The sequence below is a fragment of the Pseudomonas jinjuensis genome (genome assembly GCF_900103845.1).
GTDB classification, from domain to species: Bacteria; Pseudomonadota; Gammaproteobacteria; order Pseudomonadales; family Pseudomonadaceae; genus Pseudomonas; species Pseudomonas jinjuensis.
Map to the genome: position 1 here is coordinate 99,028 of NZ_FNIJ01000010.1, position 15,152 is coordinate 114,179.

The following is a 15,152-nucleotide window of genomic DNA, read 5'->3' on the forward strand; positions in this document are numbered from 1 at the left end:
GTTTTTTATTGTCTGTGCGTTGCCCGCGGTCTTCACTGCAGAACAGCCGCATCACCGGTCGAGGAACCCATGCCCGCCAAATCACCGAGCGCCGTCCTGCTGGCCATCCTGCTGGGCGCGACCGCCCCCTGCGCCGTTGCCGCCCAGCCGGCCGTCTGGGGCTGGATCGAACAGGCCAGCCTGATGCCGGAGAACGTGCGGCTGAAGGCGCGGCTGGATACCGGCGTGCAGACTTCGGTGATGGACGTGCGCAACATCCGGCGGATCAGGAAGAACAAGCAGCGCTGGGTGCAGTACGACATCCAGGTCAGGGACGCCGGGACCGGCCGCGTGATCCGCCTGCCCTTCGAGCGCCCGGTGGAGCGCGTGCTGCGGGTCAGCGGCGTCGGCGGCAGCGAGCGGCGGCCGGTGGTGTCGATGGATATCTGCCTGGGCAACAAGATCTACCGCGAGCAGTTCGCCCTGCGCGACCGCGAACCGGCGGACATCGGCCTGCTCATCGGCCGCCGCGCCCTCGAACATATCGGCGCGGTGGATGCGTCGAAGACCATGACGGTGGCGCCGACCTGCAAGCCTTAATGCTCGCTCACCTGATTCTCGACTTCCACCTTCGCGCTCTTCACCGTCCGGCCATCGCCGCTGCCGAGCTGGAAGAAGATCGCCGCCGCCAGCATTGACATCACCCCCACCGCCAGGTAGGTGGCGTGGAAAGCGCCCAGCACATCGCCCACCGGCACCCCGAGTTCGCCCTGGAAGCCGCCCAGCAGCGCCGCCGCGCAGGCCACGCCCATGCTGATCGACAGTTGCGTCACCACCGACAGCAGGCTGTTGCCGGCGCTGGCGTTGTCGTCGCGCAGGTCGATCAGGGTCAGGGTGTTCATCGCGGTGAACTGCAGGGAGTTCACCGCGCCGAGCACCGCCAACTGGGCCAGCAGCAGGAGATAGGGCGTGTCGTGGTCGATCAGCCCTAGGCTGGCGATCAGGCAGCCGAGCAGCAGGGTGTTGCCCACCAGCAGGCGGCGGTAGCCGAACAGCTCCAGCAGCGGCCTGGCCAGCGGCTTGATCAGCATCGCCGAGAGCGCCAGCGGGATCATGGTCATCCCCGCCTTGGCCGGCGCGTAGCCGAGGCCGACCTGCAGCAGCAGCGGGGTGAGGAAGGGCAGGGCGCCGCTGCCGAGGCGGGCGAACAGGTTGCCGAGCACGCCGACGGCGAAGGTGCGGATGCGGAACAGCAGCGGCGGGAACAGCGGCGCCTCGATGCGCAGCGCGCGCAGCCAGTAGGCCGCCAGCAGGACCAGCCCGCCGACCAGCAGGAGCACCACGCGCACGTGCGGCATGTGCAGTTCGCCGAGGCCTTCCAGGGCGATGGTGACCAGCAGCATGGCGCCGCCGAACAGCAGGAAGCCGGGACCGTCGAAGCGGCTGCGGGTGGTGCCGCGCAGGTCCGGCATCAGGCGCATGGCGACGATGAAGCCGAGCAGGCCCACCGGCAGGTTGATCAGGAAGATCCAGTGCCAGCTGGCGTATTCCACCAGCCAGCCGCCGAGGGTCGGGCCGGTCAGCGGGCCGAGCAGGCCGGGAATGGTGACGAAGCTGAGCACGCGCACCAGCTCGCTGCGCGGGTAGGCGCGGAGGATCACCAGGCGCCCCACCGGCAGCATCAGCGCGCCGCCCAGGCCCTGCACCACGCGGGATGCCACCAGGGCGCCGAGGGTCGGCGAGAGCGCGCAGAGCAGCGAGCCGAGGCTGAACAGCAGCACCGCGAAGAGGAACACCCGGCGCGTGCCGAAGCGGTCGGAAAGCCAGCCTGACGCGGGGATCAGCAGCGCCACGGTGAGCAGGTAGGAAATCACCACCGCCTGCATGCGCAGCGGGTCTTCGTTCAGCGAGCGGGCCATGCTCGGCAGCGCGGTGTTGAGGATGGTGCCGTCCAGTGCCTGCATGAAGAAGGCGATGGCCACGATCCAGGGCAGCAGGCGGGCGACGCGGGGCGTGAGGACGAAGGGTTCGGACATGATGCCTCCTGGCGAGAACCCCATAGCTTAGCGCGCGCTCGTACATCCCCGTTGACCTGTGCTAGACCTGACAGGGTCTGTCCGCCGTCTGGCGGAATCCGGTCCACCAGTACAGGAGTCGTCCGATGACCGTCAGAACCCGCGCCAGCCTTGCCCTCGTCACCCTGCTGGCCGCTTCCTCCGCTTTCGCCTACAGCCTCGGCGACGCCGCCAAGGCGGTTTCCGGCGCCACCGGCGGCGCGTCCCAGGTCGCCACCACGCCGCAGACCAGCGACCTGCTCGGCGCCCTCACCGGGCAGCTCGGCGTCAGCCAGGAACAGGCGGTCGGCGGCACCGGCGCCCTGCTCGGCCTGGCGAAGAACCAGCTCGGCGGCGGCGACTATTCGCAGCTGCTGGGCGCCGTGCCGGGCCTCGACAAGCTGGCCGGCGGCAGCGCCCTCGGCGGGCTCGGCGGCAGCCTGGGCAACCTCGGCGGCAGCGCGGCGCAGGGCGTGCTGGGCAACGTGCAGAGCCTGGGCGACGTCAACAAGGCGTTCGGCGCGCTGGGGATGGACGAGGGCATGGTCGGCAAGTTCGCCGGGGTGCTGCTCGACTACTTCGGCAAGCAGGGCGTGGGCAGCGACGTGATGGACAGCCTCGGCAGCCTGTGGGGCGTCGGCGGCTAGCCGGCGGCGCGCAGGGAACGAACGCCGGACGGTCCAGTCCAATCGGGGAGTCGGTCCAGTTCCCGGGCCGGCATTCCCGTTCCGGAGTCATCGATGCGCGCCAAACCTGCAATCGCCTTCGTCGCCGCCTGGCTGGCCATCAGCCCCGCCTTCGCCGTCACCTTCGACCAGGCGGCGGACGAGATTCCAGCCGCCGAGTCGGCCGCGACGCCCGCCGGCACCCTCATTGACAATCTCACCCAGCAACTGGGCGTCACCGATACCCAGGCCATGGGCGGCGCCGGCGCGCTGCTCGGGCTGGCGCTGAATACCCTGCAGGGCAGTGACCAGCAGCAGCTGGAACGGACCCTGCCGGACGCCGAGCAACTGGCCGGCAGCAGCGCCCTGGGCAGCCTCGGCGGCCTGCTCGGCGGCACCGGCGGCGCCAGTGCCCTGCTCGGCGGAGTGAACAGCCTGCAGGACGTCAACCAGCTGTTCGGCGTGCTGGGCATGGACCAGTCGATGGTCTCGCAGTTCGCCGGCGTGCTGCTCAACTACTTCGTCCAGCAGGGCCTGAACAGCCAGCTGCTCGGCACCCTCGGCGGCCTCTGGGGCGCCCCGGCCAGCCCGGCGGTGGAGCCGCCCGTGGGGCGCGGCGCGTAAGGTCTTCATCCCCTGTAGGAGCGAGCTTGCTCGCGAAGCGTTCGCCAGCAAGCTGGTTCCTGCAGCCAGCGGCGTGGGGATGGTGGAAAACGCTTCGCGTTTTCCACCCTACGGTTCAGAACTCCCCGCGCAACGCCTCGATCCGCGCGTCCTTCTCCTCCCACAGGCGCGACACCCACGCCTGCACGTACTGGCGGAATTCCGCGTCGTTCTCGTAGTCGCCCTGCCATAGCGCCGGGTCGATCTCGCGGGTGCGGATGTCCACGATCACCCGCGGCACCCGGCCGCTGAGCAGGTCCCAGAAGCCCGGCGCGCGGCCCTTCGGGTAGACCACGGTGACGTCCAGCATGGCGTCGAGCTGTTCGCCGAGGGCGGCGAGGACGAAGGCCACGCCGCCGGCCTTGGGCCTGAGCAGGTTGCGGTAGGGCGACTGCTGGCGGGCATGCTTGACCGGGGTGTAGCGGGTGCCTTCCAGGTAGTTCACCACCGTCACCGGCAGGCGCCTGAACTTCTCGCAGGCGGCCCTGGTGATTTCCAGGTCCTTGCCCTTCAACTGCGGATTCTTCTCGAGGAATTCCTTCGTGTAGCGCTTCATGAAGGGGTAATCCAGCGCCCAGAAGGCCAGGCCGAGGAAGGGCACCCAGATCAGTTCCTTCTTCAGGAAGAACTTGAAATACGGCGCCTTGCGGTTGAACGCCTGCACCAGCGCAGGAATGTCGACCCAGGACTGGTGGTTGCTCACCACCAGGTAGGAGGTATCGCCGCGCAGGTTGCCGGCGCCGCGGATGTCCCAGCGGGTCGGCGTGAGCAGGGCGAAGATGGCCTTGCAGATTTCCGCCCAGGTCTCGGCGACCCACATCACCCCGCGCGAACAGGCGTCCTTCAGCGCCTGGCCGGGCAGCAGCAGCTTGAGCAGGGCGAGCAGCAGCATCGGGCCGATCAGGATCAGGGTGTTGAGCAGCAACAGGAGGCTGGCGGTGACGCCGGTCAGCAGGGCCTGCATGGCGGGTCCGTTTCCTTGTGCGGGGGGGACGCGGGCCATGATACGCAGTCGGTCAGACTGTGTGAAAACTACTGCGCTCGGTTTTCACACGGTCTGCCATGCCGCGTTCCCAAGCTGGCGAACCCGCCGCCGCCGTGATAGTCCTATGGACTTTCCGCCCCTGGAGAACCCGCGTGAAGCGAGCCCTCGCCCTGTTGTCACTGATCGCCCTGCCTGCCCTCGCCGCCGAGCCGCACCTGTACGGCCGCTACGAGTGGATCAGCCTGCCGGAACTCGACCGCACCCTGCAGGCGAAGATGGATACCGGCGCCTACACCTCGTCGCTCTCGGCCCGGGACATCGAGATATTCCAGCGCAACGGCGAGGACTGGGTGCGCTTCCGCCTGGCGACCAAGGAGGCGGACGACTCGGTGTACGAGCACAAGCTCAAGCGCATCTCGAAGATCAAGAACCGCGCCGACGGCCGCGAGGACGACGAGGAGGAAGAGGACGAGCGCCTCAGCAAGCGTCCGGTGATCGAGCTGCCGGTGTGCCTGGGCGGCGACCAGCAGTCCATCGAGGTCAACCTCACCGACCGCAGCAACTTCAACTACCCGTTCCTGATGGGCGCCAAGGGCCTGCGCAAGTTCCACGTCGCGGTCGACCCGCGCGAGCGCTTCGCCGCCGGCAAGCCGACCTGTTCGGGCGGTTGATACCGCCGTGCCGCACATCCTGATCGTCGAGGACGAAGCCGCCATCGCCGACACGCTGCTCTACGCGCTGCAGGCCGAAGGCTTCGCCGCCACCTGGCTGACGCTGGCCGGCGAAGCGCTGGAGCGGCTGCAGCGCGAGGCGTTCGATCTGGTCATCCTCGACGTCGGCCTGCCCGACATCAGCGGCTTCGAGGCGTGCAAGCGGCTGCGGCGTTTCTCCGAGGTGCCGGTGATCTTCCTCACCGCGCGCAATGCCGAGATCGACCGCGTGGTCGGCCTGGAGATCGGCGCCGACGACTACGTGGTCAAGCCGTTCAGCCCGCGCGAGGTGGCGGCGCGGGTCAAGGCCATCCTCAAGCGTGTCGCGCCGCGCGAAGCCGCGCCGCCGAACGGTCCCTTCGCGGTGGACGGCGAACGCATGCGCATCGCCTACCGCGGCCAGGCGCTGAGCCTGACCCGCCATGAATTCCGCCTGCTGCAGACCCTGCTCGGCCAGCCGGAGCGGGTGTTCAGCCGCGAGCAGCTGCTGGACGCGCTGGGCGTTTCCAGCGAGGCCGGCTACGAGCGCAACATCGACAGCCACATCAAGAGCCTGCGCGCCAAGCTGCGCCAGGTCGCCGCCGAGGCCGAGCCGATCCAGACCCATCGCGGCCTCGGCTACAGCTACGCGCCGGACCGCAGCTGATGCCGCTCGGCGTCCGCATCTTCCTGGTCTATTTCCTGTTCGTCGGGCTTACCGGTTATTTCGTGCTCAGCACGGTGATGGACGAGATCCGCCCCGGCGTGCGCCAGTCCACCGAGGAAACCCTGGTCGATACAGCCAACCTGCTGGCGGAAATCCTTCGCGACGACCTGAAGAACGGCACCCTGACCCAGAGCCGCCTGCCCGAGCTGCTCCAGGCCTACGGCACGCGCAGCCCGCAGGCGGACATCTGGGGCGTGCGCAAGACCGAGGTGAACCACCGCATCTACGTCACCGACGCCCACGGCATCGTCCTGCTCGACTCCAGCGGTGCGGCGGTGGGGCAGGACTATTCGCGCTGGAACGACGTCTACCTGACCCTGCAGGGCAAGTACGGTGCGCGCTCCACCCGCGAGTCGGCGGACGACCCGGATTCCTCGGTGATGTACGTCGCCGCGCCGATCCGCGATGGCGAGCGGATCATCGGCGTGGTTTCGGTTTCCAAGCCGAACCGCACCCTGCAGCCCTATATCGACCGCTCGCAGCGCCGGCTGGCCTGGCTCGGCGCCGGGTTGATCGGCCTCGGCCTGCTGGTCGGCGGATTGCTCTCCTGGTGGCTGAGCGGCGCGCTGCGGCGGCTGACCCGCTATGCCCGGGCGGTCAGCGAAGGGCAGCGCGCCGAACTGCCACGCTATCGTGGCGGCGAGCTGGCGCAGCTGGCCGAGGCGGTGGAGCGCATGCGCGTGCAACTGGAGGGCAAGGAGTACGTCGAGCGCTACGTGCACAGCCTGACCCACGAGCTGAAGAGCCCGCTGGCGGCCATCCGCGGCGCCGCCGAGCTGCTCGAGGGCGAGATGCCGGCGCCGCAGCGGGCGCGCTTCGTCGGCAATATCGCCGGGGAGAGCGAGCGCCTGCAGCAGTTGATCGAACGCCTGCTCGACCTGGCCCAGGTGGAACAGCGCCAGGGCCTGCAGGAGCGCGTTGCGGTGCCGTTGCGTTCGCTGGTGGACGAGCTGCTGCAGAACCCGCGCATCGGCGCCGCCGGCATCCGTGTGGAGAACGGGATCGGCATGGACGTGGTGGTCATGGGCGAACCCTTCCTGCTGCGCCAGGCGCTGGCCAACCTGTTGGACAACGCCCTGGACTTCACCCCGGCCGGAGGGCTGATCCGCTTCGGCGCCGAGCGCGACGACGGCCGCTGGCGGCTGGCGCTGTTCAACCAGGGCCAGGCGATCCCCGACTATGCCCTGCCGCGCCTGACGGAGCGCTTCTACTCCCTGCCACGCCCGAATAGCGGCCGCAAGAGCACCGGGCTGGGGCTCAACTTCGTCGCCGAGATCGCCGCGCTGCACGGCGGCGAATTGTGGGTGGGGAATGTCGAGGGCGGTGTCGAGGCGCGGTTGACGCTGCCGGCCGGCTGACTCGCTTCACGTGACGCCGTATCCGTAGGAGCCAGCTTGCTGGCGATTACCACCTTCCCCTGCCACGCTGGCGTTGAGAGGAACCTCTGGATCGCCAGCAAGCTGGCTCCTGCATGTTGTGCGTGTGGTTACGGCCATCCGCAATCTCCACACAATCTCCACATTCCCGCCCCACTGCGCCCATGCGCGCCGCCGAGACTCTGCGCATTCCAACCGCACGGAGACTCCCGATGAACCGCATCCTGGCCTTCAAGCTCGGCGCCATTGCCGTGCTGATCCTGCTGCTGCTGATTCCCCTGCTGATGATCGACGGCCTGATCGGTGAGCGGCAGGCCTATCGCGATGGCGTGCTGGAGGACATCGCACGCAGTTCCAGCTATGCGCAGAAGATCACCGGTCCGCTGCTGGTGGTGCCCTACACCCGCACGGTGCGCGAGTGGCAGGTCGACGAGAAGACCGGCACGCGCACCCAGCAGGAACGCGAGCGGCGCGGCCGCCTGTACTTCCTCCCGGAAACCTTCGTCCTCGATGGACAGATGAACACCGAGCTGCGCCATCGCGGCATCTACGAGGCGCGCCTGTATCACGCCGATTCGCGGATCAGCGGGCACTTCCTGCTGCCGGCCAACTACGGCATCGACGAAAACCTCGCCGACTACCGCTTCGACCAGCCGTTCCTGGCGGCGGGCATCAGCGACGTGCGCGGCATCGAGAACGCGCTCCGGCTGCGCCTGAACGGCCAGGACCTGGCCTTCCAGCCGGGCAGCCAGGAAAGCCTGCTCGGCAGCGGCGTGCACGCCCCGCTTTCTGGAGTGAACGGCAGCGCCGAACAGCGCCTGGACTATGCCTTCGACCTGGCTCTGCTCGGCAGTTCGCGGCTGGACATCACCCCGGTGGGGCGCGACAGCCAGGTCAGCCTGAAGTCCGACTGGCCGCACCCGAGCTTCGGCGGCGAATTCCTTCCGGCCGAGCGCACGGTCAGCGCCGACGGTTTCAGCGCGCGCTGGCGCAGCAGCTTCTTCGCCACCAACCTGGAAGAGGCGCTGCAGACCTGCATCGCCCGTGGCTGCGACGAACTGCGCGCGCCGAGCTTCGGCGTCGGCCTGATCGATCCGGTGGACCAGTATTTGAAGGCCGACCGGGCGATCAAGTACGCGCTGCTGTTCATCGTCCTCACCTTCGCCGGCTTCTTCCTCTTCGAAGTGCTGGCGCGGCTGGCGGTGCACCCGATCCAGTACGCCCTGGTCGGCATGGCGCTGGCGCTGTTCTACCTGCTGTTGCTGTCGCTCAGTGAGCATCTCGGTTTCGAACTGGCCTACCTGATTTCCGCCGGCGCCTGCGTCGCGCTGATCGGCTTCTACCTCTGCCACGTGCTGCACAGCCTGGCTCGTGGCTGCGGTTTCAGCCTCGGCCTGGCGGCGCTCTACGGCATGCTCTACGGCCTGCTGCGCGCCGAGGACTATGCGCTGCTGATGGGCTCGCTGCTGCTGTTCGGCGTGCTCGCCGGGGTGATGGTGCTGACCCGCAAGCTGGACTGGTATGGCATCAGACCGCGCGGCAGGGACGAGCTGCAATGGTCGCTGGACGAGGTGGAGGTGCAGCAGTGAGTGCCTGGCACGGACTGCGCGAGGAGCGGGAGCTGGGCGAGCGACTGGCGAGGCAGGTTGCCCAGCTCTTTCCGCCGATTCAGACGGGGCGGGTGGCGACCATGGACGGGCGCTGGGCGATCTCGGCGTACCACCCGGCCAGGCGCGGGTACTCGGCGCGCCAGTCCCACTCCGGCTGACGCAGGTCGAGGTAGCCGAGGGCGCAGGCGAGGCCGATGGCGGCAATGTCGAAGTGTCCGGCGATCTCGGCGAAGGCGTCGTGCTCGAAATAGGCCAGGGAGCGGGTGATCTTGCCCTTCTGTCCGGCCAGCCATTCGCCCCAGCGCTTGTCTTCCGGGCGCACGAAGGTTTCGTAGCGGCTGATCACCGCGGCGTCGAGGATGGCGTCGGCCAGCGAGGCCAGGGTCAGCCGCCGCCAGCGCGCCGGACCGTCGCGGGGGATCAGCGGCTCGCCGGCGTGCTGGTGGTCGAGGTAGTCGAGGATCACCCGGCTGTCGTGCAGGGTCTGGCCGTCGGGCAGGCGCAGCGCGGGAATCTTGCCGGCCGGGTTGCTGGCGTTGACGCCGAGGTCGGGGCTGACCGGGCTGAGGTTGGCCGGCTGCAGCTCCACCCTGTCGAGCTGGCCGGTCTCGTGCAGCAGGACCAGCACCTTGCGCACGAAGGGCGAGGCGGGGGAGTGGAACAGGACGTGGGTGGCGCTCATTCAGGTTTCCTCAATAACGGATGACCACCAGGCGATCGGTGCCGGACTCGGCGCCCCAGACTTCACCGGGGCGGCCGAGCAGCTGGCGCACGTTGGCGCCCGGGCGGTCGCTGGCATGGCGGGTGAAACGCTCGCTCTCCGGGTCGAAGCCGAGGATGGCATTGCTGGCGAAGTCGCTCAGCCAGACACGGTCCATGGCGTCGACATAGAGGGCGTAGGGCTGCGGATGATCGCCCGGCAGCTTCCAGGTTTTCCACTCCTTGCTGGCGGGGTCGTAGCGGCCCAGATGGCCGTCGTTCCACTGGCTGATCCACAGTCGGCCAACCGAATCGGACCACAGGCGCCGCGGACCGCTGCCCGCCGCCGGCGGATCGATGGGCGTGGCCGCGCCGGTCGTGCTGTCGACATGGGCGATATGGTCGCCGGCCAGCGACGCGTACCAGACCTCGCCATCCGGCGTGACGGCGATGCCGTATGGCCCGCGGCCGCGCGGAGCCGGCCAGACCTTGATGTCGTGGCTGGCGGGGTCGAGCCGCCCGTAGAAGCCGCTCTGCCCGGTGAACCAGAGCAATCCGTCGTCATCGAACACAGCCGTGTTCAGGTTCGCACCGGCGGCATCCCTGGGCAGCGGAAAGACTTCGATGCCAAGACGTTCTGCGTCCACGCGGACGATGGCGTTGAGGCCACCGTCGGTGATCCAGGCATCGCCGTCCGGGCCGCTGATCACCCCGTGCGGCGCGGAGCCCGGGCCGAGCGGGACCGTTTCGCTCCTGCCGGTCTGCGGGTCGAGGCGGCCAAGGGAGCCGGCGCGCTGGGCGGTGTACCAGACCTTGCCATCGGTGGTCGGCGCCACGTCGTGCGGGCCGCTGCCCCTGGGCACGTCGAAGTACTGCACGCTGGCGGCCTGGGCGGTGGCGTGCAGGGCCAGGCTGAACAGGGCGAGGAGCGGGAGGCGGAAGAGCGGGTGCATGGGGTTCTCCCTGGCCGGGCTGGGTGTGCAGAGACTTTAGCCCGGGCGCAGGGAGGGAGCGAACCGCGGGGCCGCGCCCTGCGATCCGGAAAACAGACGGGGCCGCATCTGCGGCCCCGTTCGTATCACCACTTGTAGTCGACGCTGGCGACCACGTTGCGGCGGTCGCCGTAGTAGCAGTAGAAGCCGTCGCAGGTGGAGATGTACTCCTTGTCGAACACGTTGTTGGCGTTCACCGCCACGCTCAGGCCCTGCAGGCTGCCGTCCAGGCGGCCGAGGTCGTAGCGTACCGCGGCGTCGTAGACGGTGTAGGAACCGGTGTGGCCGTCCGACTTGTCGCGCACGAAGGCCATGCTGCCGATGGCGATGTTGTCGGTCTCGCCCACGTAGCGCACGCCGAAGCCGGTGCTGAAACCGTCCAGCCAGCCCTGGGTCCAGTTGTAGTCGGCCCACAGCGACGCCTGGTTCTCCGGGGTCAGCGGCAGCGGGCGGTTCTTGTCCGCTTGCTGGGCGACCTTGGTCATCTTGCTGTTGGCGTAGGTGTAGGCGGCGGTCACCTTGAGGTTGTCGGTGACGCTGCCGACGGCCTCCAGCTCGAAACCGCGGACTTCAGCCTCGCCTACCGGGCGGCTGATGAAGTCGCTGCCGGTGAGGACGATGTTCTCGCGGGTCAGGTCATACACCGCGGCGCTGAGCAGCAGGTCGCGGCCCGGCGGCTGGTACTTGATGCCCGCCTCGTACTGCTTGCCCGTGCTTGGCTCGAAGATCTCGCCGTTGGCACCGCCCGGCTCGGGCTGGAACGACTCGGCATAGGACACGTAGGGCGCCACGCCGTTGTCGAATACATAGCTGAGCGCCGCGTTGCCGCTGAACTGCATGTCGCGGCGAGTATCGGTCGCGCCGTTGCCGACGTTGTAGAACTTGGTGCCGGTATGCACCCAGTCCTCGCGGCCGCCGAGGGTCAGGCGCCAGTTGTCGAGGGCCATCTGGTCCTGCACGTACAGGCCGGTGTCGCGCATCTTCTGGTTGTAGTCGTTGATGGCGAAGTAGCTGACGTTACTGAAGTCCTGGCCGTAGATGGGGTCGATGATGTTGCTGGTGGGGGCGGCGCCGAAGAGCCAGCTGAAGTTGTTGTTGGCGCGCTGGTGGTCGAGGCCGAGCAGCAGGGTGTGCTTGACCGCACCGGTGGCGAAATCGGCCTGGAAGTTGTTGTCCACGGCGAACTGGCTGATGTCCTCGTTCACGACGTTGGCGCCGCGCTGCAGGGTGCCGTCGTCGGCCACCGAGAAGGCGCTGCCGCCGGCGGTGATGCCCTGGAACGACAGGTCGCTCTTGGTGTAGCGCAGGTTCTGGCGGAACTGCCAGACATCGTTGAGGCGATGCTCGAAGGCGTAGCCGAGGGCGTAATAGGTCTTGTCGTAGAACTCCCAGTCCGGATCGCCCAGGTTCTCGTGGAATTTCACTTCGCCGGCCGGGGTCGGCAGCTTGGTGCCCTGCAGCGGCAGGAACTGGCTGGTGATGCCGGTATCGTCGCGGTTGTACTGCGAGAGGAAGGTCAGGCGGGTGTCGTCGCTGAAGTTCCAGGTGATGCTCGGCGCGATGTTGTAGCGCTTGTTGTCGATGTGATCGATCTGGGTGTTGCTGTCGCGCACCAGGCCGCTGACGCGGTAGAGCATCTTGCCCTGGTCGTCGATCCTGCCGGTGCTGTCGAAGGCGATCTGCTTGTGCTCGTAGCTGCCGACCTGAGCCTGCACCTCGTGGCTGCTTTCTTCCTGCGGACGGCGGCTGACCATGTCCAGCAGGCCGCCGGGCGGGGTCTGGCCATAGATGGAGGAAGCCGGGCCGCGCAGCAGGGCGACGCGCTCCAGGTCCCAGGTCTCCAGCTTGGGCATGACGTAGGAGCCCTTCGGCAGCGGCAGGCCGTCGAGGAACTGGGTGGGTTCGAAGCCGCGCACCTTCAGCCACTCGGCGCGGGTGTCGCTGCCGTAGCTGCTGGCGATCACGCCGGGCATGTAGCGCACCGCGTCGTCGAGGTTCTGCACGTTGCGGTCGACCATCTGCTCGCGGGTGGCGACGGAGATCGAGCGCGGGGTTTCCAGGATCGGGGTGTCGGTCTTGGTGCCGGCCATGCTGCGGCTGGCCATGTAGCCCTGCACCGGACCCTGCGGGTCTTCCTGCTGGCCGCTGACGGTGGTGGCGGACATGCTCAGGGTGTCCTGCGGGATCGGACGCAGGCTGAAGCTGCCGGATTCGCTCTGCACCAGCTCCAGGCCGCTGCCCTTGAGCGCCTGCTGCAGCGCGCCGACGGCGTCGTAGCTGCCCTGCACGGCGTGCGCGGTGCGGCCGCTGGCCAGCGCCGGGTCGAGGCTCAGGCTCAGCCCGCCTTCGGCGGCGATGCGGTTGAGGGTGCTGGCCAGCGGGCCGGCGGGAATCTGGTAGCTGCGCACGCTGTCATCGGCGACCGCGCCGCTCAGCGGGGTGGCGAGGAGGATGGCGGCGGCCAGCAGGTGGGGCCGGAAGGCCAGGTCGAACGAACGGGGCATCGAGGAAAACTCCTGAATGAAAATTACTCTCAATGCCTCCTTGCCGAATGAGATTCAAAAAGTGATAGGGCTGGGTGAAAAAAAATTTCGGCGCTGCCGGGAAATCCTCTGCGACGGGGCAAACCGTCTGGCGGATGACGCTGGCGCGTCATGCGCCCTACGCCGTGTTCGAACGGACCGTGTAGGAGCGAGCTTGCTCGCGAACCGGTCCCGCTGTGGAGCTTGTTCGCTAGGCGCCCCCCTCGTTCCTACGAAAAGCATCGCGGCCCTGGATTACCTGTAGGAGCAACTGTCTTCACATCGGCGCGGTGCATCCCCTCACCCTAACCCTCTCCCGGAGGGAGAGGGGACTGTCCGGAGTTGCCGGTTGGCACATCATTCATCCTGACGCCAATCTGCCCCCTCTCCCTCTGGAGCGGGGCGCGCAGCCAGGGCTGGGGGTGAGGGAAACCACGACGCCAGACTTTCCCGTAGGACCATGCCCGCGACCGCGCGCCAACTGTGCGCTGACGGCGTCACTCGCGCGGCACCACCTTGACCCACCAGTCGCCGCTGCGCTCGATGCGCACCGGGAGGGTCGGTTCCAGCGACTTCAGCGCCAGGTCGGTGTCGCGCAGCGGGAAGCTGCCGGTGATGCGCAGCCCGGCGACCGCCGGATCGACGCCGAGATGGCCGCTGCGGTATTCGCCGAGCCTGTCGATCAGCTCGCCGAGGGGCACGTTGTCCACCACCAGCATGCCGTGGGTCCAGGCGTCGGCGGTGGCGCTGTTCGCCTCCAGCGGGCCGAGGCCGTCGCGGCGCACCAGCACGTGCTGGCCCTGCTGGATCACCTTCTCGTCCGTCAGGCGCTCCGGGCGCGCCGCCACCGCCGATTGCAGGACGCTGAGCAGCGTGCCGTCCTCCGCGCGCTGCACCAGGAAGCGCGTGCCGAGGGCGCGCAGGCGGCCGTCGCGGGTCTCGACGATGAATGGACGACTGTCGCCATGGGCGGTCTGCACCATGATCTCGCCGCTGAGCAGGACGATCCGCCGTTCCTGCGCATCGAAGCGGATGTCCAGGGCGGTGCGGCTGTCGAGCTTGACCAGGGTGTCGTCCGCCAGGCGCAGCTCGCGGAGTTCGCCGGTATGGGTGACCACGTCGGCCAGCGCGTAGCGCACCGGCAGGTAGCGGTTGCCCAGGGTCAGCGCCAGCGCGCCGGCCAGCAGCAGCGACAGCCCGGTGCCGGCCAGGCGCCGCAGCCGCCGGCGGGATTCGTCGGGCGCCCGCAGCAGCGCACTGCGCGCTGCCGGTGCGCTGGCCGCGGCGAGGTTCTGGTCGAGCATGCCGAGCTGGCTCCAGGCGCGGGCGTGCTCGCTGTGCGCGGCGTGCCAGCGGGCGAAGGCGGCTTCGTCCTCGGGATGTGCCTCGCCGGAACCGAGGCGCAGCTGCCAGGCGATGGCCTCGTCGAGCACGCGCAGCGGAACCGGGCCTTTCATGTCGGCTCTCCGTACAGGGCGATGTAGCACTGGCGCAGGCCCTGGGCGATGTACTGGCGCACGCGCGGCACCGAGACGCCGAGGCGTTCGGCGATTTCCGCATGGCCGAGGCCGTCGAGGCGGTTGAGCAGGAAGGCGCTGCGCGCGCGGGCGGAGAGTTTGCCGAGCAGGCGTTCGATTTCGCGCAGGTCGGCGAGGATCAGGCACTGTTCCTCGGCCGAGGGCTGCAGCGGCTCGGGCAGGCGCTGCAGTTCTTCCAGGTAGGCCTGTTCCAGCGCGGCGCGGCGCCACTGGTCGATCAGCAGGCCCTTGGCGATGGCCAGGAGGAACGCGCGCGGCTCCTTCAGCGAGGGCAGTTCGGCGCGGCCGAGGACGCGGACGAAGGTGTCCTGGCCGAGGTCCTCTGCGCGCTGCCGACAGCCGATGCCGCGCTGCAGCCAGGCGACCAGCCACTCCCGGTGGTCGCGATACAGCGTCCCGACAATTTCGCCGTTGCTGGCCAACACCCTTGCTCCCCCATCCCACGCGGGACGAAATAACAAAACGATAAGTATTCGCAAATGATCTCAAGATGCGACTACGCCTGCAATTGGCTCCTGTCGGTTTTTGCACGATTGGGGGCCGGGATGAGTGCGCCCCAACGCCGAAGGTCCTGTAGGAGCGGGCCATGCCTGCGAAAGACCGGCAGCGCCGATGTCGCGCGCATGGTGCTCCTACAGGAAAGCGGCGCCGCT

Annotated in this window: 14 protein-coding genes; 7 read left to right on the forward strand and 7 right to left on the reverse strand. The window is 68.5% G+C overall.

What is annotated here, in order from left to right; translation table 11 throughout:
* Positions 1-69: 69 nt before the first annotated feature.
* Entirely contained in the window at positions 70-579 is a 510-nt protein-coding gene (locus tag BLR75_RS15545; RefSeq protein ID WP_084312851.1) for an ATP-dependent zinc protease family protein, read from the forward strand.
* Here the strand turns inward: BLR75_RS15545 and mdtD are convergent.
* Positions 576-2,015, reverse strand: coding sequence for a multidrug transporter subunit MdtD (mdtD, locus tag BLR75_RS15550; protein ID WP_084312849.1), 1,440 nt, complete (start codon positions 2,013-2,015; stop codon positions 576-578). The genes BLR75_RS15545 and mdtD overlap by 4 nt on opposite strands.
* 125 nt (positions 2,016-2,140) lie before the next feature.
* Here mdtD and BLR75_RS15555 point away from each other — a divergent pair, with 125 nt between their 5' ends.
* Together BLR75_RS15555 and BLR75_RS15560 are read left to right on the forward strand one after the other, a co-directional pair.
* Positions 2,141-2,680, forward strand: a complete 540-nt coding sequence (locus tag BLR75_RS15555) for a DUF2780 domain-containing protein (protein ID WP_084312847.1) — start codon at positions 2,141-2,143, stop codon at positions 2,678-2,680.
* A gap of 93 nt (positions 2,681-2,773) precedes the next feature.
* A complete protein-coding gene (locus BLR75_RS15560; protein WP_084312845.1) occupies positions 2,774-3,322 on the forward strand; it encodes a DUF2780 domain-containing protein in 549 nt (182 codons plus the stop codon).
* Between the two features lie 115 nt (positions 3,323-3,437).
* On the opposite strand, the gene BLR75_RS15565 is transcribed toward BLR75_RS15560, so the two are convergent.
* Complete coding sequence (locus BLR75_RS15565; protein ID WP_084312843.1) at positions 3,438-4,325, reverse strand: acyltransferase; 888 nt, start codon at positions 4,323-4,325, stop codon at positions 3,438-3,440.
* A 173-nt stretch (positions 4,326-4,498) separates the two neighbouring features.
* On the opposite strand from BLR75_RS15565, the gene rloA2 reads away from it, so the two are divergent.
* The 4 genes from rloA2 to creD all read left to right on the forward strand — a co-directional run bounded on the left by rloA2 (position 4,499) and on the right by creD (position 8,727).
* Positions 4,499-5,017, forward strand: a complete 519-nt coding sequence (gene rloA2 / locus BLR75_RS15570) for a retropepsin-like aspartic peptidase RloA2 (RefSeq protein ID WP_084312841.1) — start codon at positions 4,499-4,501, stop codon at positions 5,015-5,017.
* Positions 5,018-5,024: 7 nt separating this feature from the next.
* Positions 5,025-5,702, forward strand: a complete 678-nt coding sequence (gene creB / locus BLR75_RS15575; RefSeq protein WP_084312839.1) for a two-component system response regulator CreB — start codon at positions 5,025-5,027, stop codon at positions 5,700-5,702.
* Complete coding sequence (creC, locus tag BLR75_RS15580) at positions 5,702-7,120, forward strand: two-component system sensor histidine kinase CreC (protein WP_084312837.1); 1,419 nt, start codon at positions 5,702-5,704, stop codon at positions 7,118-7,120. The genes creB and creC overlap by 1 nt, the downstream gene beginning before the upstream one ends.
* Before the next feature lie 230 nt (positions 7,121-7,350).
* Entirely contained in the window at positions 7,351-8,727 is a 1,377-nt protein-coding gene (gene creD, locus BLR75_RS15585; RefSeq protein ID WP_084312835.1) for a cell envelope integrity protein CreD, read from the forward strand.
* A 79-nt stretch (positions 8,728-8,806) separates the two neighbouring features.
* On the opposite strand, the gene BLR75_RS15590 is transcribed toward creD, so the two are convergent.
* From BLR75_RS15590 to BLR75_RS15610, 5 genes are all read right to left on the reverse strand, one after another.
* On the reverse strand, positions 8,807-9,430 hold the full coding sequence (locus BLR75_RS15590; RefSeq protein ID WP_084312833.1) for a glutathione S-transferase: 624 nt from the start codon (positions 9,428-9,430) through the stop codon (positions 8,807-8,809).
* Between the two features lie 10 nt (positions 9,431-9,440).
* Complete coding sequence (locus BLR75_RS15595; RefSeq protein ID WP_084312831.1) at positions 9,441-10,400, reverse strand: Vgb family protein; 960 nt, start codon at positions 10,398-10,400, stop codon at positions 9,441-9,443.
* A gap of 125 nt (positions 10,401-10,525) precedes the next feature.
* Entirely contained in the window at positions 10,526-12,943 is a 2,418-nt protein-coding gene (locus tag BLR75_RS15600) for a TonB-dependent siderophore receptor (RefSeq protein WP_084312829.1), read from the reverse strand.
* Between the two features lie 515 nt (positions 12,944-13,458).
* A complete protein-coding gene (locus tag BLR75_RS15605) occupies positions 13,459-14,418 on the reverse strand; it encodes a FecR domain-containing protein (RefSeq protein ID WP_084312827.1) in 960 nt (319 codons plus the stop codon).
* Positions 14,415-14,924, reverse strand: a complete 510-nt coding sequence (locus tag BLR75_RS15610) for an RNA polymerase sigma factor (RefSeq protein ID WP_090416092.1) — start codon at positions 14,922-14,924, stop codon at positions 14,415-14,417. Before BLR75_RS15610 ends, BLR75_RS15605 begins: the two co-directional genes overlap by 4 nt.
* Positions 14,925-15,152 lie beyond the last annotated feature (228 nt).

Bases quoted from the DNA above. Each gene is read 5' to 3' on its own strand.
- BLR75_RS15545 (WP_084312851.1), top strand. From the start codon at position 70: ATGCCCGCCAAATCACCGAGCGCCGTCCTGCTGGCCATCCTGCTGGGC.
- mdtD (WP_084312849.1), bottom strand. From the start codon at position 2,015: ATGTCCGAACCCTTCGTCCTCACGCCCCGCGTCGCCCGCCTGCTGCCC.
- BLR75_RS15555 (WP_084312847.1), top strand. From the start codon at position 2,141: ATGACCGTCAGAACCCGCGCCAGCCTTGCCCTCGTCACCCTGCTGGCC.
- BLR75_RS15560 (WP_084312845.1), top strand. From the start codon at position 2,774: ATGCGCGCCAAACCTGCAATCGCCTTCGTCGCCGCCTGGCTGGCCATC.
- BLR75_RS15565 (WP_084312843.1), bottom strand. From the start codon at position 4,325: ATGCAGGCCCTGCTGACCGGCGTCACCGCCAGCCTCCTGTTGCTGCTC.
- creC (WP_084312837.1), top strand. From the start codon at position 5,702: ATGCCGCTCGGCGTCCGCATCTTCCTGGTCTATTTCCTGTTCGTCGGG.
- creD (WP_084312835.1), top strand. From the start codon at position 7,351: ATGAACCGCATCCTGGCCTTCAAGCTCGGCGCCATTGCCGTGCTGATC.
- BLR75_RS15590 (WP_084312833.1), bottom strand. From the start codon at position 9,430: ATGAGCGCCACCCACGTCCTGTTCCACTCCCCCGCCTCGCCCTTCGTG.
- BLR75_RS15595 (WP_084312831.1), bottom strand. From the start codon at position 10,400: ATGCACCCGCTCTTCCGCCTCCCGCTCCTCGCCCTGTTCAGCCTGGCC.
- BLR75_RS15600 (WP_084312829.1), bottom strand. From the start codon at position 12,943: ATGCCCCGTTCGTTCGACCTGGCCTTCCGGCCCCACCTGCTGGCCGCC.
- BLR75_RS15605 (WP_084312827.1), bottom strand. From the start codon at position 14,418: ATGAAAGGCCCGGTTCCGCTGCGCGTGCTCGACGAGGCCATCGCCTGG.